The organism is Rhodococcus sp. C-2 (genome assembly GCF_027854095.1).
Lineage (GTDB): Bacteria > Actinomycetota > Actinomycetes > Mycobacteriales > Mycobacteriaceae > Rhodococcus_F > Rhodococcus_F qingshengii.
The window spans coordinates 131,659-155,384 of the sequence record NZ_JAQGFI010000012.1 but is presented as its reverse complement, the minus strand read 5'-3'; the positions used below and the strand labels follow the sequence as shown (position 1 = coordinate 155,384).

At 62.5% G+C, this 23,726-nt stretch carries 28 protein-coding genes; 14 read left to right on the top strand and 14 right to left on the bottom strand.

The genetic code is table 11. From position 1 onward, the window contains the following. Positions 1-56: 56 nt before the first annotated feature. Positions 57-668 (top strand): phosphoribosylanthranilate isomerase, encoded by a 612-nt coding sequence (locus PCS43_RS24760; RefSeq protein ID WP_042451422.1) that lies wholly within the window; start codon positions 57-59, stop codon positions 666-668. Here the strand turns inward: PCS43_RS24760 and PCS43_RS24755 are convergent. Next, positions 656-1,582: a hypothetical protein gene (locus tag PCS43_RS24755; protein WP_054187709.1), complete on the bottom strand. Its 927-nt coding sequence runs from the start codon at positions 1,580-1,582 to the stop codon at positions 656-658. The genes PCS43_RS24760 and PCS43_RS24755 overlap by 13 nt on opposite strands. Before the next feature lie 209 nt (positions 1,583-1,791). On the opposite strand from PCS43_RS24755, the gene PCS43_RS24750 reads away from it, so the two are divergent. Continuing rightward, positions 1,792-2,565 carry an SDR family oxidoreductase gene (locus tag PCS43_RS24750; protein WP_003940420.1) on the top strand — a complete coding sequence of 258 codons (774 nt, stop codon included), beginning with the start codon at positions 1,792-1,794 and terminating at the stop codon, positions 2,563-2,565. A gap of 18 nt (positions 2,566-2,583) precedes the next feature. Here the strand turns inward: PCS43_RS24750 and PCS43_RS24745 are convergent, their stop codons facing one another. Both PCS43_RS24745 and PCS43_RS24740 read right to left on the bottom strand, forming a co-directional pair. Further along, positions 2,584-3,015 carry a nuclear transport factor 2 family protein gene (locus PCS43_RS24745; protein ID WP_003940510.1) on the bottom strand — a complete coding sequence of 144 codons (432 nt, stop codon included), beginning with the start codon at positions 3,013-3,015 and terminating at the stop codon, positions 2,584-2,586. Further along, positions 3,012-3,935, bottom strand: a complete 924-nt coding sequence (locus tag PCS43_RS24740) for an alpha/beta fold hydrolase (protein WP_054187710.1) — start codon at positions 3,933-3,935, stop codon at positions 3,012-3,014. Before PCS43_RS24740 ends, PCS43_RS24745 begins: the two co-directional genes overlap by 4 nt. 111 nt (positions 3,936-4,046) lie before the next feature. On the opposite strand from PCS43_RS24740, the gene PCS43_RS24735 reads away from it, so the two are divergent. Next, positions 4,047-5,048: an NADP-dependent oxidoreductase gene (locus PCS43_RS24735; RefSeq protein WP_003939765.1), complete on the top strand. Its 1,002-nt coding sequence runs from the start codon at positions 4,047-4,049 to the stop codon at positions 5,046-5,048. Between the two features lie 54 nt (positions 5,049-5,102). Here the strand turns inward: PCS43_RS24735 and PCS43_RS24730 are convergent, their stop codons facing one another. Further along, entirely contained in the window at positions 5,103-6,251 is a 1,149-nt protein-coding gene (locus PCS43_RS24730; protein WP_003939934.1) for a CaiB/BaiF CoA transferase family protein, read from the bottom strand. After that, a complete protein-coding gene (locus PCS43_RS24725) occupies positions 6,248-7,420 on the bottom strand; it encodes an acyl-CoA dehydrogenase family protein (RefSeq protein WP_003939770.1) in 1,173 nt (390 codons plus the stop codon). The genes PCS43_RS24730 and PCS43_RS24725 overlap by 4 nt, the downstream gene beginning before the upstream one ends. A 159-nt stretch (positions 7,421-7,579) precedes the next feature. On the opposite strand from PCS43_RS24725, the gene PCS43_RS24720 reads away from it, so the two are divergent. Continuing rightward, on the top strand, positions 7,580-8,650 hold the full coding sequence (locus tag PCS43_RS24720) for a LacI family DNA-binding transcriptional regulator (protein ID WP_054187711.1): 1,071 nt from the start codon (positions 7,580-7,582) through the stop codon (positions 8,648-8,650). Positions 8,651-8,654: 4 nt separating this feature from the next. Here PCS43_RS24720 and PCS43_RS24715 read toward each other — a convergent pair whose 3' ends face one another. The 3 genes from PCS43_RS24715 to PCS43_RS24705 are packed head-to-tail and all read right to left on the bottom strand — an operon-like array spanning position 8,655 to position 10,677. Next, the gene (locus PCS43_RS24715) at positions 8,655-9,206 is read right to left on the bottom strand and encodes an SRPBCC family protein (protein ID WP_003940599.1); all 552 of its coding nucleotides are present in this window, start codon (positions 9,204-9,206) and stop codon (positions 8,655-8,657) included. Positions 9,207-9,256: 50 nt separating this feature from the next. Continuing rightward, on the bottom strand, positions 9,257-9,916 hold the full coding sequence (locus PCS43_RS24710; RefSeq protein ID WP_054187712.1) for an alpha/beta hydrolase family protein: 660 nt from the start codon (positions 9,914-9,916) through the stop codon (positions 9,257-9,259). After that, a complete protein-coding gene (locus tag PCS43_RS24705; RefSeq protein ID WP_054187713.1) occupies positions 9,913-10,677 on the bottom strand; it encodes an MBL fold metallo-hydrolase in 765 nt (254 codons plus the stop codon). The genes PCS43_RS24710 and PCS43_RS24705 overlap by 4 nt, the downstream gene beginning before the upstream one ends. A 19-nt stretch (positions 10,678-10,696) precedes the next feature. On the opposite strand from PCS43_RS24705, the gene PCS43_RS24700 reads away from it, so the two are divergent. Further along, the gene (locus PCS43_RS24700; RefSeq protein WP_228232235.1) at positions 10,697-11,821 is read left to right on the top strand and encodes an alpha/beta hydrolase; all 1,125 of its coding nucleotides are present in this window, start codon (positions 10,697-10,699) and stop codon (positions 11,819-11,821) included. On the opposite strand, the gene PCS43_RS24695 is transcribed toward PCS43_RS24700, so the two are convergent. Then, entirely contained in the window at positions 11,757-12,347 is a 591-nt protein-coding gene (locus PCS43_RS24695; RefSeq protein WP_030535226.1) for a TetR/AcrR family transcriptional regulator, read from the bottom strand. The genes PCS43_RS24700 and PCS43_RS24695 overlap by 65 nt on opposite strands. A 130-nt stretch (positions 12,348-12,477) precedes the next feature. On the opposite strand from PCS43_RS24695, the gene PCS43_RS24690 reads away from it, so the two are divergent. The 6 genes from PCS43_RS24690 to PCS43_RS24665 all read left to right on the top strand — a co-directional run bounded on the left by PCS43_RS24690 (position 12,478) and on the right by PCS43_RS24665 (position 17,139). Then, on the top strand, positions 12,478-13,482 hold the full coding sequence (locus PCS43_RS24690; protein WP_209909770.1) for a patatin-like phospholipase family protein: 1,005 nt from the start codon (positions 12,478-12,480) through the stop codon (positions 13,480-13,482). A 13-nt stretch (positions 13,483-13,495) separates the two neighbouring features. Continuing rightward, complete coding sequence (locus PCS43_RS24685; RefSeq protein ID WP_007733790.1) at positions 13,496-15,028, top strand: flavin-containing monooxygenase; 1,533 nt, start codon at positions 13,496-13,498, stop codon at positions 15,026-15,028. Continuing rightward, entirely contained in the window at positions 15,025-15,903 is an 879-nt protein-coding gene (locus PCS43_RS24680; RefSeq protein WP_007733788.1) for an SDR family oxidoreductase, read from the top strand. Before PCS43_RS24685 ends, PCS43_RS24680 begins: the two co-directional genes overlap by 4 nt. Positions 15,904-15,922: 19 nt before the next feature. Further along, the gene (locus PCS43_RS24675; protein ID WP_039973368.1) at positions 15,923-16,441 is read left to right on the top strand and encodes a GNAT family N-acetyltransferase; all 519 of its coding nucleotides are present in this window, start codon (positions 15,923-15,925) and stop codon (positions 16,439-16,441) included. Positions 16,442-16,531: 90 nt separating this feature from the next. Next, positions 16,532-16,951 (top strand): hypothetical protein, encoded by a 420-nt coding sequence (locus PCS43_RS24670; RefSeq protein WP_007733786.1) that lies wholly within the window; start codon positions 16,532-16,534, stop codon positions 16,949-16,951. Continuing rightward, a complete protein-coding gene (locus PCS43_RS24665; RefSeq protein WP_003940277.1) occupies positions 16,951-17,139 on the top strand; it encodes a helix-turn-helix transcriptional regulator in 189 nt (62 codons plus the stop codon). The genes PCS43_RS24670 and PCS43_RS24665 overlap by 1 nt, the downstream gene beginning before the upstream one ends. A gap of 40 nt (positions 17,140-17,179) precedes the next feature. On the opposite strand, the gene PCS43_RS24660 is transcribed toward PCS43_RS24665, so the two are convergent. The 5 genes from PCS43_RS24660 to PCS43_RS24640 all read right to left on the bottom strand — a co-directional run bounded on the left by PCS43_RS24660 (position 17,180) and on the right by PCS43_RS24640 (position 21,425). Further along, entirely contained in the window at positions 17,180-17,407 is a 228-nt protein-coding gene (locus tag PCS43_RS24660) for a hypothetical protein (RefSeq protein WP_007733785.1), read from the bottom strand. A gap of 81 nt (positions 17,408-17,488) precedes the next feature. After that, positions 17,489-18,316: an ABC transporter ATP-binding protein gene (locus tag PCS43_RS24655; protein WP_007733784.1), complete on the bottom strand. Its 828-nt coding sequence runs from the start codon at positions 18,314-18,316 to the stop codon at positions 17,489-17,491. Further along, complete coding sequence (locus tag PCS43_RS24650) at positions 18,300-19,400, bottom strand: taurine ABC transporter substrate-binding protein (protein ID WP_007733783.1); 1,101 nt, start codon at positions 19,398-19,400, stop codon at positions 18,300-18,302. The genes PCS43_RS24655 and PCS43_RS24650 overlap by 17 nt, the downstream gene beginning before the upstream one ends. Beyond that, positions 19,397-20,254 (bottom strand): ABC transporter permease, encoded by an 858-nt coding sequence (locus tag PCS43_RS24645; RefSeq protein WP_003939782.1) that lies wholly within the window; start codon positions 20,252-20,254, stop codon positions 19,397-19,399. The genes PCS43_RS24650 and PCS43_RS24645 overlap by 4 nt, the downstream gene beginning before the upstream one ends. 244 nt (positions 20,255-20,498) lie before the next feature. Continuing rightward, positions 20,499-21,425 (bottom strand): class I SAM-dependent methyltransferase, encoded by a 927-nt coding sequence (locus PCS43_RS24640; RefSeq protein ID WP_007733782.1) that lies wholly within the window; start codon positions 21,423-21,425, stop codon positions 20,499-20,501. An 88-nt stretch (positions 21,426-21,513) separates the two neighbouring features. Here PCS43_RS24640 and PCS43_RS24635 point away from each other — a divergent pair, with 88 nt between their 5' ends. The 3 genes from PCS43_RS24635 (at position 21,514) to PCS43_RS24625 (ending at position 23,655) form a co-directional block, all read left to right on the top strand. Continuing rightward, positions 21,514-22,359, top strand: coding sequence for an LLM class F420-dependent oxidoreductase (locus PCS43_RS24635; RefSeq protein ID WP_007733781.1), 846 nt, complete (start codon positions 21,514-21,516; stop codon positions 22,357-22,359). A 104-nt stretch (positions 22,360-22,463) separates the two neighbouring features. After that, positions 22,464-23,036, top strand: coding sequence for a flavin reductase family protein (locus tag PCS43_RS24630; RefSeq protein ID WP_007733780.1), 573 nt, complete (start codon positions 22,464-22,466; stop codon positions 23,034-23,036). Further along, entirely contained in the window at positions 23,029-23,655 is a 627-nt protein-coding gene (locus PCS43_RS24625) for a superoxide dismutase (RefSeq protein ID WP_003940303.1), read from the top strand. Before PCS43_RS24630 ends, PCS43_RS24625 begins: the two co-directional genes overlap by 8 nt. Positions 23,656-23,726 lie beyond the last annotated feature (71 nt).

Below are 23,726 nucleotides of genomic sequence, written 5' to 3'. Positions count from 1 at the left end.
CGCGTAGAAATGTCGCACGCACGAGGCTAGACGACGACGCTAGTACTCTGTATCAGGTGACATTCATCAAGGTCTGTGGCCTACGCGACGTTGACACGGTCGACCTCACGGTGGGCCTGGGCGTCGACGCCATCGGTTTCGTCTTCGCCGAGAGCGTCCGCAAAGTCGACCCCACACTCGCAGTCGCTCTGCTCGCGCGAGTTCCCGATCACATCCGTGCAATCGGAGTCTTTCTCGGCAACCCGATCGGACAGATCCTCGAGATCGCGAAGATCACCGGGCTTCGCACCGTACAGGTTCACGATCTTGTCGACGCCGAGCAAGTGCAGCGGCTGCACGATGCCGGCCTCACCGTCATCCGCGCGGTCGTCTCCAGCAACGTCCGCGACGGTTACAATCTCGACCTCGGCGAGGACGAACTCCTGATCGACGGCGCAGACGCCGGATCAGGGGTGCCGTGGAACTGGGCCCAACAGCAATCGCGCCCGCAAGGCCAGTGGATCCTGGCGGGCGGACTGTCCCCGGACAACGTTCGCGACGCACTCGATGCCACCGGCGCCTGGGGCGTCGACGTCTCCAGCGGCGTCGAATCCTCCCGCGGCGTCAAGGACCACACGTTGATCGAGAAGTTCGTCAGCGCTGTCCGGCAGACCGATCACTCGAAATAGGACGCGTAGTCACTGAAAGCGACTTGACCGGTGGGACTCGCCTTCACGGCGTCGGCAACGGCCGGCGGAATGGGAGCCCAGTTCGCAGGCATGGCCGCCGCCAGTGACGGCTTCAAGATGTAGAGCAGTGCGAAGTTCACTATCCAGAGCGGCGGCGCCATCGACATGCCGACTTCCGAACTCACATTGCCTTTGGTGTTGGTCACCAGCTGCGCTGCTCCCGAAATCTGTTGCGCTGCAAATCCGTAGACTGCCTGCACCGTGTATGCCGACTGATAGAGCGCAATCAGAGTGTGCGTCGCACCGTTGTTGCGCAACCAGGTGCCCACGAAACCGCCAGGGGCGATCAGCGTATTCACCTGTCGCGTCGGCGCATCCGCGTTGGCCGGACTCGCCAGCAATCCGTCTGGATTCACGTACAACCCGTAACTGGCCAGAACCGACGGCGTCGTGCCGGAATAGAGGGGCCGCCCGTTCGTATTGGTGAGAATCCGAGCGCATTCGTCGATCACCGCGGCGTCCTCGCGATTTCCGCCGACCCCTCCGCCGGAGATGAGATCGCGATACTGCTCCTCGGTCAAAGCGTCGGCTGGTTCGAGTCCGATCTGCGCGGCAATCTCTTCCGCAGTCTGCTGACCGAGTGGCTGGTTGAGTTGATCCGGAGTAGTCATCTGCGTGGGCGCGACGCTCTCGTAGACCGGTGCCCCGGCAAAAGGGATCACGAACCCGGTATCGACTGTGTCTGCAACGGGTTGCGCGCCGGCCATCTGAGTGGTGGCAAACGAAAGTACGCACACCCCAACCAAAGCCAGAACCGAGACGGTCCCGCGATGAGACCTTGCTCGGTGAGATTCTTGTCCACGTCTACAGCCCTCGCCTGAGAAAGCCTTGCCTGCAATTCCGTTGCCGCGCATAGGTCAACCTCCCGGGACACAGTCCGGCGAATCAACTCGAGCTTGCATCTCAGTCAAACGCTGTGACCAGCGCCGTGTCAAGACACAGGTCAGGTCGAGGCACGGCGACAGCTCGCTCGATACAGGCGACAGCTCGCCCGCTACAGTGACGCTTCCATCTGAAGTGACCTCACCCCATTTGAATTGCAGGACATCTCTGGAGGCGAGCAGTGTCTGACAAGCGCGGGACCGTATTGATCACCGGTGTCGGTCGGAGCAAGTCGATCGGAGCGAGCCTCGCATTGGGCCTTGCCGAGGATGGTTGGGATCTGGCTATCGGCTACTGGGAGCCTTACGACGAACGCGTCGGGTTCGGGCGCGGAGCGCACGATCCGCAAGACATTGCCGAGAAGTGTCGCGCACTCGGAAGCCGTGTCGACCTGGTTCCCGGAGATCTGGCCTCGCCCGACGTGGCCGATCAGCTCGTTGACGCTGCCGCAGCGCGGAACGACCTCCGTGGGCTGGTGCTCTCACATTGCGAAAGCGTCGACAGCTCGATCCTCGACACCACCGTCGAGAGCTGGGAACGACATTTCGCCGTCAACGCTCGCGCCTCCTGGCTGCTGATCAAAGCGTTCGCTGAACGGCTTCCGGAACAGCGCGACGTCAGTCAGGTGGCCGGGCGGATCATCGCACTCACCAGCGACCATGCGGCCCACAATCTTCCGTACGGGGCCAGCAAGGGCGCTCTCGACCGCATCGTCATCGCCGCCGCAGTCGAACTTGGATCACGCGGCATACGAGCCAACGTCGTCAACCCAGGACCTATCGACACAGGATGGATGACACCCGAGATCAGACAGGCCACAACCCTCCAGACTCCTGCCGGCCGGCTGGGTACTCCCGGCGACACTGCAAACCTCGTTCGGTTTCTGATGTCCGACGCCGGAGGCTGGATTACGGGACAACTCCTTCACTCCAACGGCGGATTCAGTACGAACTGAGCCTTGGCCGGACTCAGTTCAGGCTTTGTAGGTCGGTAGCGTCTGCCCGAGCCTCTTACCCATTTCGGCAGCCAAAGCCGCGAGCCCGCTGGCCGGACGCACCATGACCTCGAAATCGACGATCTTGCCGTCCTCGTCGAATTCGACCATGTCGATTCCCTTGAGACTCTTGTCGCCGATGTTCGCACTGAATTCGAGCACGACCTGCCGACCGTTGGCTCCGGCGAACTGACGGTGGTACTCGAAGTTCTCGAACACCTGGATCACCGTATTGAGAATGAGCACAACGGCATCCGCGGACTGGTACGGCTTGAATCCCGTGGGCGATCGGAACTGCGCGTCGGGCGCGACGATCGTCGGTAGCGCCGACAGATCGCCGGTTTCGATCATGGTGTGCCACAACTTCAGTGCAGCTTCGACTTTCGGTTCGAGCGTCAATTCCGTGCTCATGCTTCTACCCTTCCCTCGACGTTACCTGCCGCTTGATTTACCGGCACTTGACCTGCGACGGACCACGCACTCAACACAGTTCGCACCCCGGTCACGAGTTGCAACGGCTGATCGATCATGACGTGATGTCCGGCTTCGGGAATCTCCGCCACGATGGCCTCCGGTCCGAACAATCCGCGCATGTGCTCCATGAGTCGATCGGACACGATGCCGTTCTCAGCTCGGAAATAGGCTACGCGGCAACGTGGTTCGCTGTCGAGAACATCTTCGGCGCCTACTCGGAGAAAGAAATTCGGATCGAACTTCCACGACCAACCGCCCTCGACTTCCTCCATCGACGTGGCCGCCACATGGTCACGCACCGCAGGCAGACCCGAATCCTGCGGCGGAACGAAGCGGAAACGGCCCATCGCGTCTTCCCTGGTGGGATAAACCTTCTTGGGGCCGAACGCATTCTGGCGTCGAGCCGCCTCCTCTTCGGGCGTACGCGCCTTGAGCGGAGAATCGATGATGACAACCCCGTCCAACAGTTCGCCATGCAGATGCGAGGCCACGAAAGAAACAATCCCACCCATACTGTGCCCCACCAGAATCGGCTTGCCGTCGATTCCCCCTGCCTCGGCCGCCGCCAGCACCTCGCGAGCCCACTGGGACATCGCGTAGGCGTCGCGAGTGTGACTGTCGCCGTGGCCCGTCAAGTCGAGAGCGACGACGCGGCGCCCCTCGGCGAACTGCGGCGCAATGTGATCCCACCAGCGACTGTGGGCTGCGCCGCCGTGAATCAGCACGATTCCCGGCCCCGCCGGCCCCCAAGCCCGAAAGTGCACCGAGGCACCCTCGACCTCCACCGACCCCGTCTCGACCGGCGCTGCCAACGCCCGAGTGAACCAACCAGGCGCGTCTTCGACCACATTGCTCATCGATCGAACATACATAGTCGTCAATCGGTTCATCCAACTCTTCCCAGTTCGTGATCCATCACCTATATTGAATCCGGCCTCAAGTTCAATTCGTTTCGCCGAAGGGGAGAGATGACCAACCGCCAAGTACGCCTCGCCGCCCGCCCGACAGGACTTCCCGACGCTTCCACCTGGGAATACGTCGATGCCGAGATCCCGTCCGCCGGACCGGGCGAGTTTGTCGTCAAGGTCGAATACCTCTCCCTCGACCCCGCGATGCGCGGTTGGCTCAACGACGTCAAGTCGTACGTTCCGCCGGTCAAGCTCGGTTCCGTCATGCGCGCCCACGGCGTCGGACGCATCACCGAATCACAGCACCCCGATTACCAGGTCGGGGACATCGTGGCCGGATCCTTCGGCGCTTCCGAGTACGGCGTTTCCGACGGTACAGACGTCACTCGGGTCGACGAATCGATCGCTCCCCTGCCGACCTGGCTCGGCGCTCTCGGTTTCCCCGGCGTCACTGCGTATTTCGGATTACTCGACGTCGGAAAGCTGAAAGACGGTGACACCGTCGTCGTGTCCGGTGCCGCGGGTGCGGTCGGCAGTCTGGTCGGCCAGATCGCAAAGCTTCACGGATGCAAGGTCATCGGCATCGCCGGCGGTCCGGAGAAGTGCGCGTGGCTCACCGAGGACCTCGGCTTCGATGTCGCCATCGACTACAAGAACGAATCCGTATACAAGGCGCTCAAGTCCAACGCTCCCGACGGTATCGACGTGTACTTCGACAACGTCGGCGGAGAAATTCTCGACGCCGCTCTCTCCCGTCTGCGCCTCGGCGCTCGGGTGGTCATCTGCGGCGCCATCGCGGGCTACAACGCCACCGAACCTCAGCCAGGCCCTGCTCACTACCTGTCACTTCTCGTCAACCGCGCCACGATGGCCGGCTTCGTGGTCTTCGACTACCTCGATCGCTACGCAGAAGCACAAGAGCAGATCGGAAAGTGGATCAAGAGTGGCGAATTGACTGCTCGCGAGCACGTCGTCGACGGCGGTATCGACGCGTTCGGCGACAGCCTCAATCTTCTCTTCGCCGGAGCGAACACCGGAAAGCTGGTCTTGAAGGTCAGCTGAGTCGGCCACACACGCAGATCGGCCACCGGTATTCCGGTGGCCGATTCGCTTGGGTCAACTGACTCCGGACGGAGTGGGAACGCTGTCCTCCCCCAACCGCGGCGGGGCCGACCGATAGGTTGCCGGCGTGCCGCTCATCCGAATCGGATTGGCTACCTGCCGAGTCGGTGCATCGCGACGCGGGTCGTCGATGGACACCACCGGATCGAGATTCAGCCGTTCCGCCAGCGCTATCGCGTCGGCGATGTCGTTGAGAGGCCCACACGGAACACCTCGCTCGGTCAGTGCCTCGAACCACGAGTCCGCAGAGCCCTTGGCCAATGCAGCAGTGACGGCGTCGAACAGTTCTTCTCGATGCGCAACCCTGTCGCTGTTGGACGCGAAACGCGCATCAGCGGCAAGTTCGGAAACTCCGAGAACCTCTGTCAACGAACTGAATTGCCGATCATTGCCGACCGCGAGGACCAGCGGACGGTCCGCGGTGTCGAATACCTCGTATGGTGCGATGCTCGGATGCCGGTTGCCCATTGCCTGCGGCACCACGCCCGCGGCCACGTAGCCGGACGACTGGTTGGCCAGTGCGGACAGCAACGAGGACAACAGATTGACCTCGACGTGCTGCCCTTCGCCTGTGCGATCGCGATGGCGCAGCGCTGCAAGGATTCCCACGCTGGCATGCAGGCCGGTGATGACGTCGACCACCGCGACACCGACCTTGGTGGGAGTCTTGGGATCGGGTCCGGTGATACTCATCAATCCGCCGACCGCCTGAATCAACAGGTCGTATCCCGGCAGAGAGTTGTTGCCACCGAAGCCGCTGATCGAGCAGTAGACCGCACGCGGATTCATTTCTCGGACAGCGTCGTAGCCCAGCCCCAGACGGTCCATCGTTCCCGGCAGGAAGTTCTGCACCACGACGTCCGCATTGCGAACCAGCTCGCGTGCACTCTCGAGATCCTCGCGCTCGCGCAGGTCCAGAGTGACCGACTTCTTGTTGCGGTTCACCGACAGAAAGTAGCTCGACTCGTCCCCCACCCACGGTGGGCCCCAGCTGCGAGTGTCGTCACCGACACCCGGCCGCTCGATCTTGACGACCTCGGCACCCAGGTCGGCGAGAATCATCGTGGCGTACGGACCGGCGAGGACGCGGCCGAAATCAGCGATCACCAACCCGTCGAGCGCTCCGACAGCGTCTGCCGTCACCGGAAAGCTTCTTCACCGGTGAGAGCGCGGCCGATCACGAGCTGGTGAACCTCGGACGTGCCCTCGTAGGTGAGAACGGATTCGAGGTTGTTGGCGTGCCGGATCACGGGGTACTCGAGCGTGATGCCGTTGGCGCCCAGAATGGTTCGGCATTCACGGGCGATCTTGATGGCCTCGCGGACATTGTTGAGCTTGCCGGTGCTGACCTGCTCGGGGCGAACCGTCCCGGCGTCCTTGAGGCGCCCGAGGTGGATGGCGAGCAACTGCCCCTTGCCCAATTCGACTGCCATGTCGGCGATCTTGGCCTGGGTGATCTGATACGCGGCGAGCGACTTGTCGAAGACCTTGCGATCACGTGCATATGAGATCGCAGTCTCGAGGCAGTCACGTGCTGCACCCATTGCCCCGAAGATGATGCCGAAGCGTGCCTCGTTGAGGCAGCCGAGCGGGCCGGACAGTCCGCGAGCCTTGGGCAGCATCGCCGAGGCAGGCAGACGCACGTCCTCGAGCACCAGTTCCGAGGTGACCGACGCCCGGAGCGACATCTTGTTCTTGATCTCGGGGGCGGAGAATCCCGGAGTGTCGGTGGGAACGACAAATCCGCGCACGCCGTCGTCGGTTCGAGCCCAGACCACGGCGACGTCCGCGATGGAGCCGTTGGTGATCCACATCTTGGTGCCGTTGAGGATCCAGTCGTCGCCGTCGCGCTTGGCGTTGGTTCGCATACCGCCGGGGTTGGATCCGAAATCGGGTTCCGTGAGACCGAAGCAGCCGATGGCTTCACCCGCCGCCATTCGCGGGAGCCATTCTTCCTTCTGCTCTTCACTTCCGTTGTGGTGGATCGCGAACATGGCGAGCGAGCCCTGGACCGAGACGAGGCTGCGAATGCCCGAATCGACAGCTTCGAGTTCCTGGCAGGCCAACCCGTACGCCGTGGCGCTCATCCCGGCACAGCCGTAGCCCTCGAGGTGCATGCCCAGTACGCCGAGCGCGCCCAGTTCCTTGGCCAGCTCACGAGCCGGCAGTGCTGCCGCTTCGAACCATTCACCTACGTGCGGGCGAATGCGATCGTCGACCATCTTGCGGACCGTGTCGCGGATCGCGATCTCCTCGGCGTCCAGCAGGGTGTCGATGGCAAAAAGCTCGGACAGGGACTGCGGCGTGGTCACGGGGCCTCCAGTGTTCTCGGGCGCAATCCTTTGCGAGAACGATTGCGCAATCGTTTGCATCGCCTAGAGTAGAGCCCGGTTGCGCACCCGTCAATCCCCGAACTGCCGACCGACACCGAACCAACTCAGAACCGACGCAGACCAGGAGCCACGACGCAGATGACGCCCGATCCGTCGAACCGCAGCAACGGCCGTCCGCCGACGCTGCGCGAAATCGCCGACCAGGCCGGGGTCCACATCTCGACGGCGTCGCGGGTCCTCCGTCAGCCCGAGCCCGCCGACGGTTGGTCCGACTCCGCACTCCGAGTTCGTCAGGTTGCCGAGGAACTCGGTTACCAACCGAACCTGTGGGCGGCCAGCCTGCGTACCCGCAAGACCACCACTATCGGCGTCGTGATGCCGAGACTGACAGACGTTGTAGTGGCCACCATGTTCCAAGGCATCGAGGAAGCCGCCACCGCAGCCGGGTACTCCGTCTTGCTCTCCAGCCCGCCCGACGATCTGGAAGCGCAACGCAAAGCGGTCGAGTTCCTGGTGAGCCGACAGGTCGACGGTCTCATGCTGAGCAGCATCCACCTGCCGGGTACCGATTTCGTCGACTCGCTCCCCCTGCGCTCACTGCCGATCCTGCTGCTGAACCGGCACATCGACTCAGCGACGTCATCCGTCAACCGAAGCCTTCCCTTTGTCAGCGGCGACGACCGCCTCGGCGGCTACCTCGCGGGGAGGCATCTACTGGACTGCGGCTATCGCGATCTCGGAGTGATCGCGGGGCCGGATCACGCCAGCACGTCGCGGGAACGCGTCGCGGGTTTCCGCGACGCCCTGACCGAAGCCGGTCTGGAACTGCCGCCGAACCGAATAGTGGCGTCCGAGTTCGAAGTTCAAGGGGGTGTCGATGCGGCGGCCACACTGCTCAGCGGGAACACGCGCCCTGACGCCGTTTTCACGGTGAGCGACACCATCGCGATCGGCGTACTCGGTGTGGCCCGTGATCTCGGGTTGAGCATTCCCGACGATCTTGCGTTGGTCGGCTACAACGACATTCCGGTTGTCTCCCAACTCCCGGTGCCCCTGACGACGGTCAGGTCCCCCGCTCGAAAGATCGGTGCGACCGGGCTCGAGCACCTACTCGCACTGATCTCCGGCAAGAACGTCGAATCCGTGAAACTTCCCGTCGAACTGATCGCGCGAGCCTCCACCAGAAAGCCTGCCAGTCACAAACTCTGAGCAGCTACCAGACCTGAGATTCGTCGATGCCCAACTGTCGCGCGTAACCGGAGTTGAGTGCGTCCCAGCCGTACTCGCGCGCCCGTTCACCCACGATCGGCCCGAAGGGCTCGCCTGCCAGAAGGGCATCGAGTACGTCGAAGCACAGATGCCACCCCGCAGCGAGCGCCGACGCCATCCCCTCGGCGCGCGACCTCTGCGTCAGCACGACGCGGGTACCGCCTTCGATCGGGGTCAGGTCCCACACCAATTCGTCCGGGCCCCACTCGTGTTCGAGCCGCCGAGTGGTCTCCACGACGTGAACGGTGACCGGCAGCGACATTTCGGGGGCGCCGTCCTCGGTGAGCATGGTGATCACCGCATCACCGGTACGGCTCAGATTCCGATCGGCGGTGTACGGCGTCCATTGCGCCAACATCTCCGGGTCGGTGATCGCCTCCCACACCTTCTCGACGGAATACGGCAGCACCCGAGGAAAGCTGACGACTGTGTCGTCACCGTCGACGCTCACCGTGACGTCGGACAGGGCACTGGGCTGATACGGCTGGGCACTCATGGTTCGATCTCACCAGGAACCACCGACACGGGCAACCGCCCGCTCGGCGTTCAGAACGCAAACACCGCCGATGCGGCCGCGATTGTCTCCTCCACCACCGGAAATTTCACCACGGACAAGTCGTGTCGAGCTCCTTCGAACTCCACCAGACGCGTCGCGGCGGGAATCAAGGCGAGTGCTGCCCGCATCTCCTCCGTTGTCGCGAACTCGTCCTTCGATCCGTGGACGACAACGGTCGGTGTGTTCAGGTCGGGCAGGTGTTCGGTTCTGAGCTTCTCGGGCTTCTTCGGTGGATGCAGTGGATAGGAGAGTAGGACCAGGCCGTCGGCAAGTCCCGGGTTCTCCACCGCAAGCATCGACGCCTGCCGACCGCCGTACGAATGTCCGCCGAGCAGAACGGGTCCGGGCACCGAGTAGTCCTTGCGAACAGCAGCAATCACCTCGGCAATGCCCGCGCGATCCTCTGCAGCACGCGACGGATGCGGAGGCCCCGAAGCTCGACGCACCCGAAACGCGAGATCGAAGCGCAGAACTTGCACTCCTGCCGCAGCAAAGCCGTCGGCAACAGCACGCAACAGCACGGTGTCGCAGTTACTTCCCGCGCCGTGAGTCAGTGCAAGCGTGGCGACGGGCGACGCGAAGGACACAGATGCAGGTCGATGAAGGAAACCGTGCACCGCACCTTCGTCGACCGTTTCGACAGTAGTCATGGACGCATCCTTGTCCGGCCCGCTCGGGCCTGTTCGACCGCGGCAGTCATGCTGCCCTCGTAAACCGGACCGTGTCCGGGAAACAGCACGCCGGCAGGTACAGCGGCGATATTGTCCAACGCCTGGTCCGTCGCTTCACGGTCATGATTGAAGGGGCACACCAGAAATTGTGGTCCGGCGACGGTCGACGTCCCATGTCCGGTCACCAGAGCGTCACCCGACGCGATCACTCCTGCGTCGGGAACAAGGTAAGCGCTGTGGCCGTCGGTATGCCCATGAGTGGGAATCGGCACGATCCGACCGGGAACGTCCAGCGCACCACCGGACGCAAAGGACTGTGCCCGAAGCAGTTCCGCACCTTTCAACGCGCCGACTCCGATCACGTCGCGAAGCCATTTCGGAGCACCTCGCCGCCACAACAGCAACGGAACTCCGGCCGGCGACAACTGTTGCAGATACTCCCTCTTCGCATGCGGCACTTCCAACGGATCCATCAGGACCGGAACCTCGAGCCGAGTCACGATGTCCGCGATCCCACCGATGTGATCGATGTGCGCGTGAGTGACGAGAATTGCCCGAACATCCCCGAGCTGGTGACCGATCTGTTCGATCGAGCGTTCGACGTCGGTGCCGTTGGCCGGATATCCGCCGTCGATCAAGGTCAGATCGGACCCCTCTTCGACCAGGACCCAATTGGCGTGACCGCACCGAACCAGATGTGTGTTCTCGATCTGCGTGATCGACAGTGCCGCAGTAGTCATGCTTGGTAGTCTGCGCCACGTGTCGGAATCCGTGAAGCAGGCCAGCAGCCGCAGCATTCGAGATCGCGCCGAAGCATCCTTGGTGGCAGCCGCATTCGCACTGCCCAGCGCGGTGAAACGTCGAATCACCGGACCACCCGTCGTCATCGAGGGCAACACGCTCGACGCCGACGCACACCTTCTGCTCACGCTCGCGAAGACGCGGCCACTCCCCTCGCATTCAACCGATCCCCAGTCACTCGCCGCTGCTCGCGCCAATCTCACCCGAACCGCGATCATGATGGGCGGCAGGCCCACGCCCGTCCACACCGAGGAGATCTCCGTTTCGGGTGCCGACGGCCCGCTTCGCGCCCGGCTCTACGTCCCGACAGCCGACACCGGCGCTCTGCTCGTCTACTTCCACGGCGGCGGGTGGGTACAGGGCAGCATCGAATCCCACGATGCCCCGTGCCGCCTGTTGGCCGAAACCTCCGGCGCACGGGTCATCTCGGTCGACTACCGGCTCTCACCCGAATTCGCTTTCCCCACACCGGTACACGATGCCTACGCCGCCTACCTCGATATCGTCGACCGCGCCGACGAGTTCTGCGCAGACCCGACGCGCATCGCTGTCGGGGGCGACAGCGCGGGCGGGCATCTTTCCGCAACGGTCGCGCTGCGTGCCCGCGACGACGGCAAGACCCCACCGGCGGCGCAGCTGTTGATCTACCCCGCGACCGACTTTCACGAGAAGGCCCCCTCGCGAACGACGTTCGGTGAAGGTTTCTTCCTGACCGAGGCCAACATGAACTTCTACGAGTCCAGCTTCCTCGGCAGCAATGCCGATCGACTCGATCCGATGGTGTCGCCGCTACGCGCCCCCGACGCGACCGGACTGCCGCCGGCCATCGTGATCACGGCGGGATTCGATCCACTCCGGGACGAAGGCGAAGCCTACGCAGCTCGATTGCGCGACAACGGTGTTCACGTGACCGATCGACGCTATCGCGGGTTCATCCACGGCTTCGTCAACGTTCTGGGACCGAGCGTGGGTTCGCGCACCGCCGTCGCCGAGATCGGCGGAATGCTCCGCGTTCTACTCACCCACCCAGCAAAATCTCCCGCAACGTATCCACCAGCGGATCAACCGGCAGCTCAGGGCTGATCGCACGCTGTAGCCCCAAACCGATTCCGACGCTGAGTATGCGCAGTGCCGCGGCGTTCGGGTCCAGTGCCGGCGTCACGCCGTTGGACTCGGCAAGATGTTGCACCACTCCGGCAATCAATCCGCGCACCTGATCGGCACCCGTCGCGATCTTTTCGCGGATCTCTTCGCTGTGCCGCGATCGCACCGAGAACTCGACTTCGAGCAACGTCCATCTCTTGTCCCCGATGGTTCGCTCGGCCCATCGCGCGAACTCGGCCACCGCGTCGTCGAGCGTCGAATTGGCTCCGAGCTGTGAGGTGATCTCGCCGACCTTGGTCAACCTGATTCGGCCGAGCACCTCGGCGCACAACTCGTCCTTGTTCTTGAAGTTCGAGTACACCGCACCTTTGGAATAACCGGCATCCTCAGCGATCTGATCGAGCGACGCGGCGGCGTACCCGCGATCGAGGAAATGTTCGACGGCCGTCGCCAACAAGGTCTCGCGGGTCATCGCCTGCGCTTCCTGCCTGGTCAATCGCGCCATCGGAACCTCCTCGCGGTTCTGAGTATCGAGATTCCAACGGTAGCCGAATACCGGAAGCGCACCGCAGGCGCACTCCCGAAACCCAAATTTGGGGTACCCACGTTATTCAGATACTGATAGTCTCCGAAATATGACTTCAGAAGTGACCGGCACCACCGCGCCCGGGTCCGGACGACACAGCGCGCCTAGACGGGGATTGGCAATCGGATGCGGCGGCACCCTCGGCTTCGCCTGGACCGTTGCTGCCCTCGCCTCGGTTCGGGACGCCCTCGACTGGGATCCCCGCGAAGCCACCGCCATCATCGGCACGTCCGCCGGAGCCGAGTTCGTGACAATGCTCGGCAGCGGAGTCGGCGTCGACGAGTTGGTAGCCATGCAACTCGGAGAGCCCGCCGCACGTCCCGAACTCCTCGCCCACACAGCATCGGCGCCCGGAAGAATCCCGCCACTTCCGAGTTTGGGGATCGGCAATCCACGACTGGTGACACGTCGAGATCTTCCCGTTCTGAGCCGGATGAGCGGTATCGCACCGCGTGGTGGCGGCGACCCGTCCTGGCTCACCACGCTCGCCGAATCTCTTGCCCCTGGCGATTCGTGGCTCCCACATCCGTGCGCGTACATGGTATCCATGGACTACAGAACCGGGCGACGGGTCGCGTTCGGGGCACAGGGGGCTCCGAAAGCGACAGTCGGTGAAGCGCTTCGAGCGTCTTGGGCGATTCCCGGCTGGTTCCCACCTGTCACCATCGACGGCGTCAGGTACATCGACGGCGGCGCGGCGTCCACGGCATCGGTAGACCTCCTGCTCCCCCTCGAACTCGACGAGCTGGTTGTACTGGCGCCCATGGCATCTCGAACACTGAAGCCGGCGCGCGGCGCCGCCCGTATCGAACGCGGCGCCCTGCGGAACTCCATGTCCAAGGGCCTCGACCGGGAAATCGAACTGGTGCGCGCTGCGGGAACCAGGGTCTTGCGCATAGACGCCACCGACGACGATCTCGCCGTCATGGGCGCCAAGTTCATGGACGGCCGACGGCGGCTCGCCACCTTCGAATCATCCCTACGTACAACACGTGCGAGCGTGAAACGCGAACTCGATGCGCGCCCGTTCCACTCCACCCCGTCCCACCAGTGAAAGCGCAGACTCAGTGAACAACAGAACTGACCACTTCGAGGTCGTGATCATCGGTGGCGGGATCTCCGGGATCGGTGCCGCAATTCACCTGCAGCGCCTCGGGATCGACAATTTTGTCCTGCTCGAGAAAGCGGACTCCCTCGGCGGCACCTGGCGCGCCAACACCTATCCCGGTTGTGCCTGCGACGTTCCGTCCGGCCTGTACTCGTATTCCTTTGCCGCCAATCCGGATTGGACCCGACTGTTCGCGGAGCAGCCGGAGATCCGCGAGTACATCGAGGACACGGCCGTCCGCCACGGGGTCGACAAGCACGTTCGCTTCGGGGTCGAAATGCTCTCCGCACAGTGGGACGCATCGCAATCACTTTGGAAGATAACAACTTCCAGCGGTGAACTCACTGCTCGTTTCGTGATAGCCGCCGCCGGCCCGTGGAACGAACCCTTGACGCCGGCGATCCCCGGGCTGGAAACGTTCGAGGGCGAGGTGTTTCATTCCTCGCAGTGGAATCACGACTACGACTTGACCGGAAAGCGCGTCGCCGTCGTAGGTACCGGCGCTTCCGCAGTCCAATTCGTGCCGCGCATCGTCTCCGACGTGTCCGCCCTTCACCTTTACCAACGCACAGCTCAATGGGTCCTTCCCAAACCCGATCACTACGTACCGCGGATCGAAAGGTCCGTCATGCGATTCGTACCGGGAGCGCACAAGGCTCTACGCAGCATCGAATACGGAATCATGGAAGCGCTTGGATTGGGGTTCCGCAATCCGTGGATCCTGCGTATCGTGCAGAAACTCGGGTCGGCCCAATTGCGCTTGCAGGTGCGCGATCCGAAGCTACGCAAGGCGCTGACTCCCGACTACACCCTCGGTTGCAAGCGACTACTCATGTCGAACTCGTACTACCCGGCCCTCGGCAGACCCAACGTGACCGTCCATGCCAACGCAGTCGAAGAGATCCACGGCAACACCGTGATCGGAGCCGACGGAGTGGAATCGGAAGTGGACGCGATCATCTTCGGAACGGGCTTCCACATCCTCGACATGCCCATTGCATCAAAGGTATTCGACGGAGAAGGTCGATCACTCGACGATCATTGGCAGGGAAGCCCGCGGGCGTACTTCGGTTCCGCCGTCAGCGGATTCCCCAACGCGTTCATTCTGCTGGGCCCGAGCCTCGGCACCGGACACACGTCGGCCTTCATGATTCTGGAAGCCCAACTGAACTATGTGGCACAGGCGATCGGCCACGCTCGTCGGCACGGCTGGAAAACCATCGACGTGCGCCCGGAAGTACAGGCAGCCTTCAACTCTCAAGTTCAGGAGGCATTGGGTACCACGGTCTACAACGCCGGTGGTTGCGAAAGCTATTTCTTCGACGTCAACGGCCGCAACAGCTTCAACTGGCCGTGGTCGTCAGGAGCCATGCGTCGACGGCTACGGGCCTTCGATCCATACGCATACAACCACACGCTGTCCGACAACCCTGCGTCAGACGACACCGCCGCTGAGCCCACCACCACCCCCGAACCGGAGTACACCACATGAGCCTTTTCGGCACCACCTACCCGCCGATCGATCTCGACGGAGCAGTCGTCGTCATCTCCGGAGGTGGCCGCGGAATCGGCCGGGCCACAGCGGAGTTGTTCGCAGCTCGCGGCGCACTCGTCTGCGTCGGCGACCTCGACGAGGAGACGGCCGTCGACACCGCCGCATCCATCGGCGCACGGGCCCGCGGGTACGCTCTGGACGTCACCTCACGCGAATCCTGGGATGTGTTCGTCTCCACAGTGATCGGCGAATTCGGTCACATCGACATTCTGGTCAACAATGCGGGCGTGATGCCGCTCGGCAGCTTCCTCGACGAGTCCGACGCCACCAGTCGAGTAACCCTCGACGTCAATGTCTGGGGCCCGATTCACGGGATGCGCACCGTGCTGCCCGGCATGGTGGATCGGCGACGCGGCCACGTCGTCAACATCGCATCCATGGCAGGCAAGCTACCGGTGCCAGGAATGGCCGTGTACAACGCAAGCAAGTTCGGTGCGGTGGGCCTTTCCGCCTCTGCTCGTGTCGAATTCGCAGATTCCGGCGTCAGCGTCAGCGCCATCCTGCCCAGCGCGGTGCGCACCGGGCTCTCCTCCGGTGTGCCACTCGGAAAGGGCATGCCGACGGTTGAACCCGAGGTCGTGGCCAAAGCTGTCGTCGACACGGTCGCGCACCGGCGAGCCGAAACTACTGTTCCGCGTTACCTTGCGGGCTGGGACCTCATCGACGCTGTAGTACCCGAATGGATGATCAACATCGGACGCCGGGTGATCGACGATCGCCGCGCGCTGACATCGGTAGATCCGAACGGGCGTGCGGATTACGAAAAGCGAGTGGCACGTCAGGCCGAAAACGAGGAGCACGATCGGAGATGAAGCGGGTAGTTTCGTGGCCATGTACATCCGCCGCGAAACTTCTTCCGACCGTGACGCAATCTATTCACTGCTCGGGGCGGCGTTTGCCGACCAAGCGCCGCCCGGCGGGTCTCCCTACGAGATCGAACTGACACGTCAGCTCTTCGCCTCGAACGACTACTTACCGAAGTTGTCCCTTGTCGCCGTCGCCGGTGATGAGATCGTTGGTTTCGTGATCGGAACACGCGGATGGGTCGGTCCCGTTGAGGCGGTTGGCCTCGGCCCGTTGGCAGTCACACCGGACAACCAACGCAGCGGCGTCGGTTCGGCGTTGATGCACGCGGTGATCGGTGCGTCCGACGCTCTGGACGTGCCACTGCTCGCCCTCCTGGGCAGCACCGAGTACTACCCGCAGTTCGGGTTCGTCACCAGCACGGACGCCGGGATCGAGTCTCCGGAAGCCGAGTGGGGCGAGCACTTTCAGATCAGGACCCTCACCACGCACCGCCCCGATCAGACGGGGAAGTTTTCATACGCAGCGCCTTTCGGGGTCGCTTGACCCTCAGCGCGATGTAAGAGTTCTTTGACATCCAGCGCACGTAGACCTACGCTCAGGCATGTCAAAGAACTCTTACACCTGGGAGGCTTCATGAGCACCACGGCACGGTGGAGCCTGATCATCGGTATCGGCGTCGCAGCAACGCTAGCCTTCAGCTTTTTCGCAGCATTGACCGCCGATGATCGGAAGACGTTGGCCTTCATCGTCTTCGCAATCGTCATGGCACCGGCTTGTATCGGGTCGGCGTGGGCCCTTTTTCCATCGGATAACGACAAGGCCCCCGCCTACCCCGAGGACACCGTCGAAACAGAATGGAGTCGCAAGGCCGGCTTCGGCGCGTTCACCGACTTGATCACTGCCATGGGGATCGCGCTGATCGCGCACAATGTCTTCGGCGCTCCCGAACTGCCGCTCGTAATGTTTACAGCCCTCGGTCTGGCCGACTTCGGAATCCGGTACTGGGCAGTGTCGAGGGACCGCACCCCACATTCGAGATCTGACGAGATCTGATGCGCAACAACCTTCAAGAACTTCGTACGGCAGCCGGATTGTCACAGCAAGCGTGCGCCGACGCGCTCGGCATCACACGCCAGACCGTCATCTCGATCGAGAAGGGACACTTCGACCCGCGTCTGTCACTGGCGTTCCGAATCGCCGAATACTTCGACAAACGCGTAGACGACATTTTCTCCAGCTGACGCCGTCTCGAACTGACGGAAGATCAGTCGAGCTGCGGTTTCAGTCGAACAGAGTTGGCGATCCGTTTTCGTCGTTCCCGTCTTCGACGGCCGTTGCCTTCTTGCCCGAGCCCTTGCGGACGACGGTCAACGTCGTCGTTCGACGCGACAACCTGTGCCCGTCACTGTGTTCGAGCAGCGCCATCCCCTGGCGAACTTCGACTACCGTCCACGGACCCGCATGGCCGGCTGCCTGCACGAGGTCACCGGACTCCACCTCAGTTGCCATGACCACTCCTTGTTCGTCGTGTCCTGCACGTTCTCCTTCCTATTATCGACGCGGCCACCTGGTAGTCGACGCGCAGGGTACCTACGCTGCAGCTGCAACCTTGACCGCATGGCCGACTTCGGCTCGGAATGCCGCGTATTCGGGTGAGCCTCGGAGATCGTCGGGATCGACGCCGGTTCGTGGCAGATCGATTTTCAGGTCGAGCGCGACCTTGCCCGGTCGGCTTGTCAGAACTACGACGCGGGAGCCGAGAAAGGCCGCCTCGTCGGCACTGTGAGTGACGAAGACACTTGTTCGCCCCGATTCGGCACTGACACTGCGCAGATCCTCCTGCAGACGCTCGCGAGTGAGGGCGTCCAGCGCGGCAAAGGGTTCGTCCAACAGGAGCAACGACGTTTCGGCCGCCAAGGCACGAGCAATTGCCACCCGCTGCTGCTGCCCGCCGGAGATTTCCCAGATACGCCGGTCCGCAGTGCCGACCAGACCGACGCGGTCGAGAAGCTCGTCACGCCTTTGCCCGCGTTCGCTCTTCGCAACGCCGGCGTATTTGAGTGCCAGATCGATGTTGCCGCCCACCGATTTCCACGGAAAGAGCCGTGGCTGCTGAAACACCACTCCCGCACTCGACCCGGGAATCGGGTCGGATCCGGAGACCTGAACCGTTCCACTGGAAGGACTTTCGAAACCCGCGATCAGCCGCAGCAATGTGCTCTTGCCGCAACCCGACGCTCCGACGAGAACCAGAAACTCACCAGGTGTGACGTCGATCGATACGGGCCCGAGTGCCGTGACGGACTCTCGACCGTGGCCGTACCTGTGTGAGACGGTGTCGATTCGGATCGCGCCCGGGCGGTCGGGGGCGAATCCTCCCGAGGCCTGCTGTGCGGTCACGCTACTGGTCAAGGACATCGGGAAGCCCCTTCACATAGAGAGCATTCTGAAAGACCGCCAGATCAGGCACACTGTCGATCTGCTTCTGCTCGGCCAGGAATTGCGCTGCACTCTGCAGGTTCACTGCCAGATTCCCGGGAGCGCCCTCGGTGCCCAACCATTCCGGCGAAGAGATCTGCTCCGGAGTGAGGAACACACCCTGTTTCAACTGCGCTGCCGCGTCTTCCTTCGAGGCGCCTAATTGTGCGGCAACAGCTTCCGCTGCCGCGTTCGGATCAGTGGCGATCGTCGTGAGCGCACGGGCCTGAACCTGGCGCCAGGTGTCGACGATCTCGGGGTGATTCTTGGCAAACGCAGTCGACACCACACCAAGATCGAGTGTCGGCTTTCCTGCTGTCGCGAGCTCACGGCTGGCGATCAACTGTGTTCCGTCCTTACGGAGTTCGTCGAGCGTGGGCAGCCAGGTGTAGACGGCATCGATGTCACCGCGCTGCCAGGCTGCGAGGGATGCTTGCGGCTGGAGATCCACCAATTGGACGTCGTCGGCACTGAGTCCGGCCTGGTTCAGCGCTGCCAGCAGACTGTAGTGCGCGGTCGAGGCGAATGCCGTGGCCACTTTCTTGCCACGCAGATCTGCGACGGTCTTGATTCCGGTTGCGTTGCGCGCCACCAGGGCTTCGTTGTCGCCGGCCACGTCGAGAACAAACGCGACCTGGTACGGAATGTTCAGCGGTGCCGAGAGGCCACGAGCAACCGGGCTCGAACCGATTGCGCCGAAATCGATTTCACCGGCGATGAAGGCGGTGTTGATGTCGGCTCCCGAATCGAACTTCGTCCACTTCACGTTGTACTCGGGCAGTGCGTCTTCGAGCCAGCGATTGTTCTTGACTATCAAGTCGCCGCTCGGGAACGACTGGTAAGCGATACGGATTGTTTCCTTGGACGAATCCTGGCCCGAATGATCCACCGAGCACGCACCGAGAACAAGGGCAAGGACGCCGATCAGCACCGTGAACGCCGTCCGGGCAGCCCTTCCTTCATTGGGCGTCGAATTACTGCTGCGCTTCAGATTGCTGCTGGCGTGTTTCTGATTGTCAGTCATACTTTTCCCCTCCAGGGAACGGCGCGGCGCTCTGCAGCCCGCAGCAGTCCGTCGATGATCAGGCCGGAGAATCCGATGGCAAAGATCCCCACCAGCACGACCGGTGTGTTGTTGTAATTGCTTGCATCCTTGACCATTCCGCCGATTCCGGGGATGCCGTTGAACAGTTCGGCCGCGACCACCGACGAGTACGCCATACCTACCGACAACCGAATGCCCGTGAAAGTTTCCGGTAAGGCCGACGGGACGACGACGTCCCGGATCACTTGCGCCCGTGAGGCTCCCAGGGCCCTCGCCGCTTCGACCAGTCCGACCGGCGCCGCGACCACAGCAGCTGTGGTGGCCACCGCTGCCGGCGGAAGAGCAGCGAGCGCCAGCAATGTAATCTTCGGCGCCTCGTCGATTCCCAGCCAGATCACCAGCAGGAAGAAATACGCCAGGGGCGGCAGTGCGCGCAGGAACGTCAACCACGGTTCGAGCAGGCTCCGCAGCCATGTCACCGATCCCATGGCCAAACCGAGGATCACGCCCAATCCGACGCCGATGATCACACCGACCAGCACCCGTCGCAGCGTCATGTAGAGGTGCTCCCAGAGCAGGTAACCCTGGTAGCCGCGCACTCCGTCGTGCGTGGTCATCGTGTTGACGAAGGCATGCCAGACCGTGCTCGGGAACGGCACGAAGGTCTCACTCCAGGTGCCGCTCGCGGCAGCGACCTGCCACAGGGCCAAGAATGCGATCACGGAAAGCACCGGCAGTCCGACAGTGGTCGCACTCGAAGTCCACGGCCGACGCGGCTCACGGTTCGGTTCCGTGACTGATGTTGGTTCTATTGCTTCGACAGGAGTCGACATCGCTGTTCTTCCTCGACGTACGGAAAATTCCGGCACACATGCAGCAACGGGCGCATATGCAGGGGCGAAGGCGCACAGAGCGGCGCCATTCTCACTCAGGAGAGTCGGAAGGAATCAACAGCAACAGCAGTTGGCACCAAGACGGCACAGGTCGACGGCGATGCGTCGTGTCAGTGGCGTCGAGGGCATGGGGGTAATTACTACCTGTGTCTGCAATTACCCGCAAATGCGGGGGAAATAGGCGTCAGTCGGCCAAGCGAACCGACAGCGAATACATGAGCGGGATCTCGGGTCGTCCGGCCGGGACTCCCCAACGCTTGCCGCCGAGTTCAGCCATCTCCTCGAATCCTTGCCAACCGTTGGCGTACGGGTACTCGTCGAAGGACTCGAGCGTCAATCCGGCGCGCCGCAAAGCTCCTAGCACCTCGGAAATGGACCAGTTGAATTCACATGAGGGGAAAGGATTTTCGAAGTTCTCGACTCCGTTTCCCTCAGCGCCTGGCAAGATGAGATCGGCCGAATCTGCCACGTAGTCGCCCACGCCACGGGGTTCGGTCACGGGAGTCCCGCCTCCGTACGGGTATGTCAGCGACCACTTCTCGTCGAAACACATGGCAAACGGATGAAACTCCACCAGAACGAATCGACCGTTCGGCGCGAGAACACCGGCAATCCCCTCGGCCCACTCGTCGAGATCGGGTAACCAGATCACCGTTCCGTACGAAGAAAAGACTCGGTCGAACTTTCTCTGGCCAGCGGCAGCAGCGCGGAGCCACGCAGATACATCGGCACGCTCGAAATCGGCGGCAATTCCGGATTCCGCGGACAAGGTTCGGGCGAAGTCGATCGCGGAATCCGCGATGTCGACGCCGGTCACCGCGGCACCGAGAGCGGCCAAACTCAACGAATCCTGACCGGAATTGCACTGCAGATGAAGAATCGAGGAGCCGTCGATCTCGCCGAGCAGCGCCAGTTCTTCCGGATACAAGGTCGACCCGCCGTTGCGAAAGAACTGTGCCTGGTCTCCTTTGTGACTGTTGTGAGCGACGGTCGCCGCATTCCACGACAACCGATTCATCTCCGCTGCATCCATCACTACTGCATCCACCTCTACTGCATCCACTTCTCGACCCACAACAAGTCCGCCCGAGTTCACCACGTCCCCGGTCACGTCGGCAATCGATTTACTGGGCTGGAAACCTATCCGAACGAAGATGCAACAGGTTACAGTTTTTCGACGGACCATCGAAGGAGAACCAGTGCGCTACGGACTCAGCCTGTTCACCAGTGATCGCGGCATCCGCCCTGCCGATGCAGCAAAGGCTGCGGAGGCGAATGGATTCGACGCCTTTTACGTTCCGGAGCACACTCACATCCCCGTCTCGAGGGATTCCGATCACCCCGGAACCCAGTCGGCCGAATTGCCCGACGACCGTTACATGCGCACACTCGACCCCTGGGTTGCCCTCGGCACCGCCGCGTCGGTCACGAACACCATCCGATTGGGCACCTCCGTGGCCCTCCCCCTCGAACACGATCCGATCACTCTCGCGAAAACCATCGCATCGCTGGACCATCTTTCCGGCGGACGCGTGGTCTTCGGCGTCGGATTCGGCTGGAATGCAGAGGAACTCGCCGACCACGGCGTACCGCCCAACAAACGCCGGACCGCACTCCGCGAGTATCTCGAAGCCATGGGCGAACTGTGGTCGAAGGAAGAAGCGTCGTACGACGGCCAATTCGTGAAGTACGGACCCAGCTGGGCGTGGCCCAAACCAGTTCAGAAGCCCCGTCCTCCCATCCTCTTGGGCGGCGGCGGCAACGAGAAGACTTTCAAGTGGATCGCAAAGTCTGCCGACGGGTGGATCACCACACCCATCGAGCAGGAGATCGACGGAAACGTGGAACTGCTCCGAAAGATCTGGGCCGAAGCAGGTAGAGTCGGCGAGCCTGAAATAACCGTCCTGGCAGGCAAACCCGATTCGGAGAAGCTCGCCCACTGGGAAGACATCGGTGTCACCGAAGCAATGTTCGGCACTCCGGACAAGAGCCCCGAAGAGGTTGTCGGATACATGGAACGCCTGGCAGCCAAGCTCGGACGGTGAGGTCCGCCACAGCATCTTGACCTCAACTGCACTCGAGGTTTTAACGTCGGTATTGCACAAGACAGTGCAACGGCAGCAAACCCGAGACAGAAGAGGGGCGAGGAGTGACCACAAAACTGGTTGGCACCCAATCTGTTTCGGGCGACTCTGTTGATGCGGAGCCGTCCATCCGAAACTCCTTCGTCGAGGCGTTCCGGAACCATCCCGCCGGCGTCTCGATCATCACCGCAACGGGCGATGACGGCCCGGCCGGCATCACGTCATCGTCGGTGATCTCGATCAGCGCCGATCCTGCAGTTCTGGCGTTTTCACTGCAGTCGTTGCGAGGCTCTGCGAGCGTCATCGCTTCCGCCCGCAGTTTTGTTGTTCACCTGGCAAATTCGGCGAACGAACGACTGGCTTCCACGTTCGCAACCCGCGGCGCTGTGCGCTTCGGAGACGATATGCCCTGGTCGTTTCTCTCGACGGGTGAACCGTTCCTACATGGGACAGGCCACGCCCTGCGTGCGGTTCCCTTGAATGCCACTACATGTGGCGCCGCAGTGATCGTCACTGCACGCGTCGTCGACGTCATCGATCCGCAGCACATGTCAGCGCCGCTCGTCTATCACAATCGAACCTATCGAAATCTCTCGACTCACAACATTTCCTCAAAGGAAGGCATGTCACATGACTGAATACGTTCTCCCCGAACTGGATTACGACTACGCCGCTCTCGAACCGCACATCTCCGGCGAGATCATGGAACTGCACCACAGCAAGCACCACGCCACGTACGTGGCGGGCGCCAACAGCGCAATCGAGCAGTTGGCTGCTGCGCGCGAAGACGGCACGATCACCGCGAAGGCGCCGCTGCTCAGCAAGAACCTCGCCTTCCACCTCGGCGGCCACACCAATCACTCCATCTTCTGGAAGAACCTCTCCCCCAACGGCGGTGAGCGGCCAGAGGGCGAGTTGGCAGCCGCAATCGACGAGCACTTCGGCACCTTCGACGCATTCGTCAACCACTTCTCCGCTGTAGCAACCACTTTGCAGGGGTCCGGCTGGGCGGTACTGGCCTACGACACGGTCGGGCAGCGCCTGGTCATCGAGCAGCTCACCGACCAGCAAGGCAACATCAGCATCGGTATCGTTCCGTTGCTCATGCTCGACATGTGGGAGCACGCTTTCTACCTGCAGTACAAGAACGTCAAGGCCGACTACGTGAAGGCCTACTGGAACGTCATCAACTGGGAAGACGTTGCACAGCGATACGCGACGGCCACAGCCTCGACCGGCTTGATCGTCCCCGCCTGATCGTCCCCACCCGATCACTGCCATATCACCCCGATCAGCCCAGCTCGGCACGGTGGCTCCGTTGCCGAGCT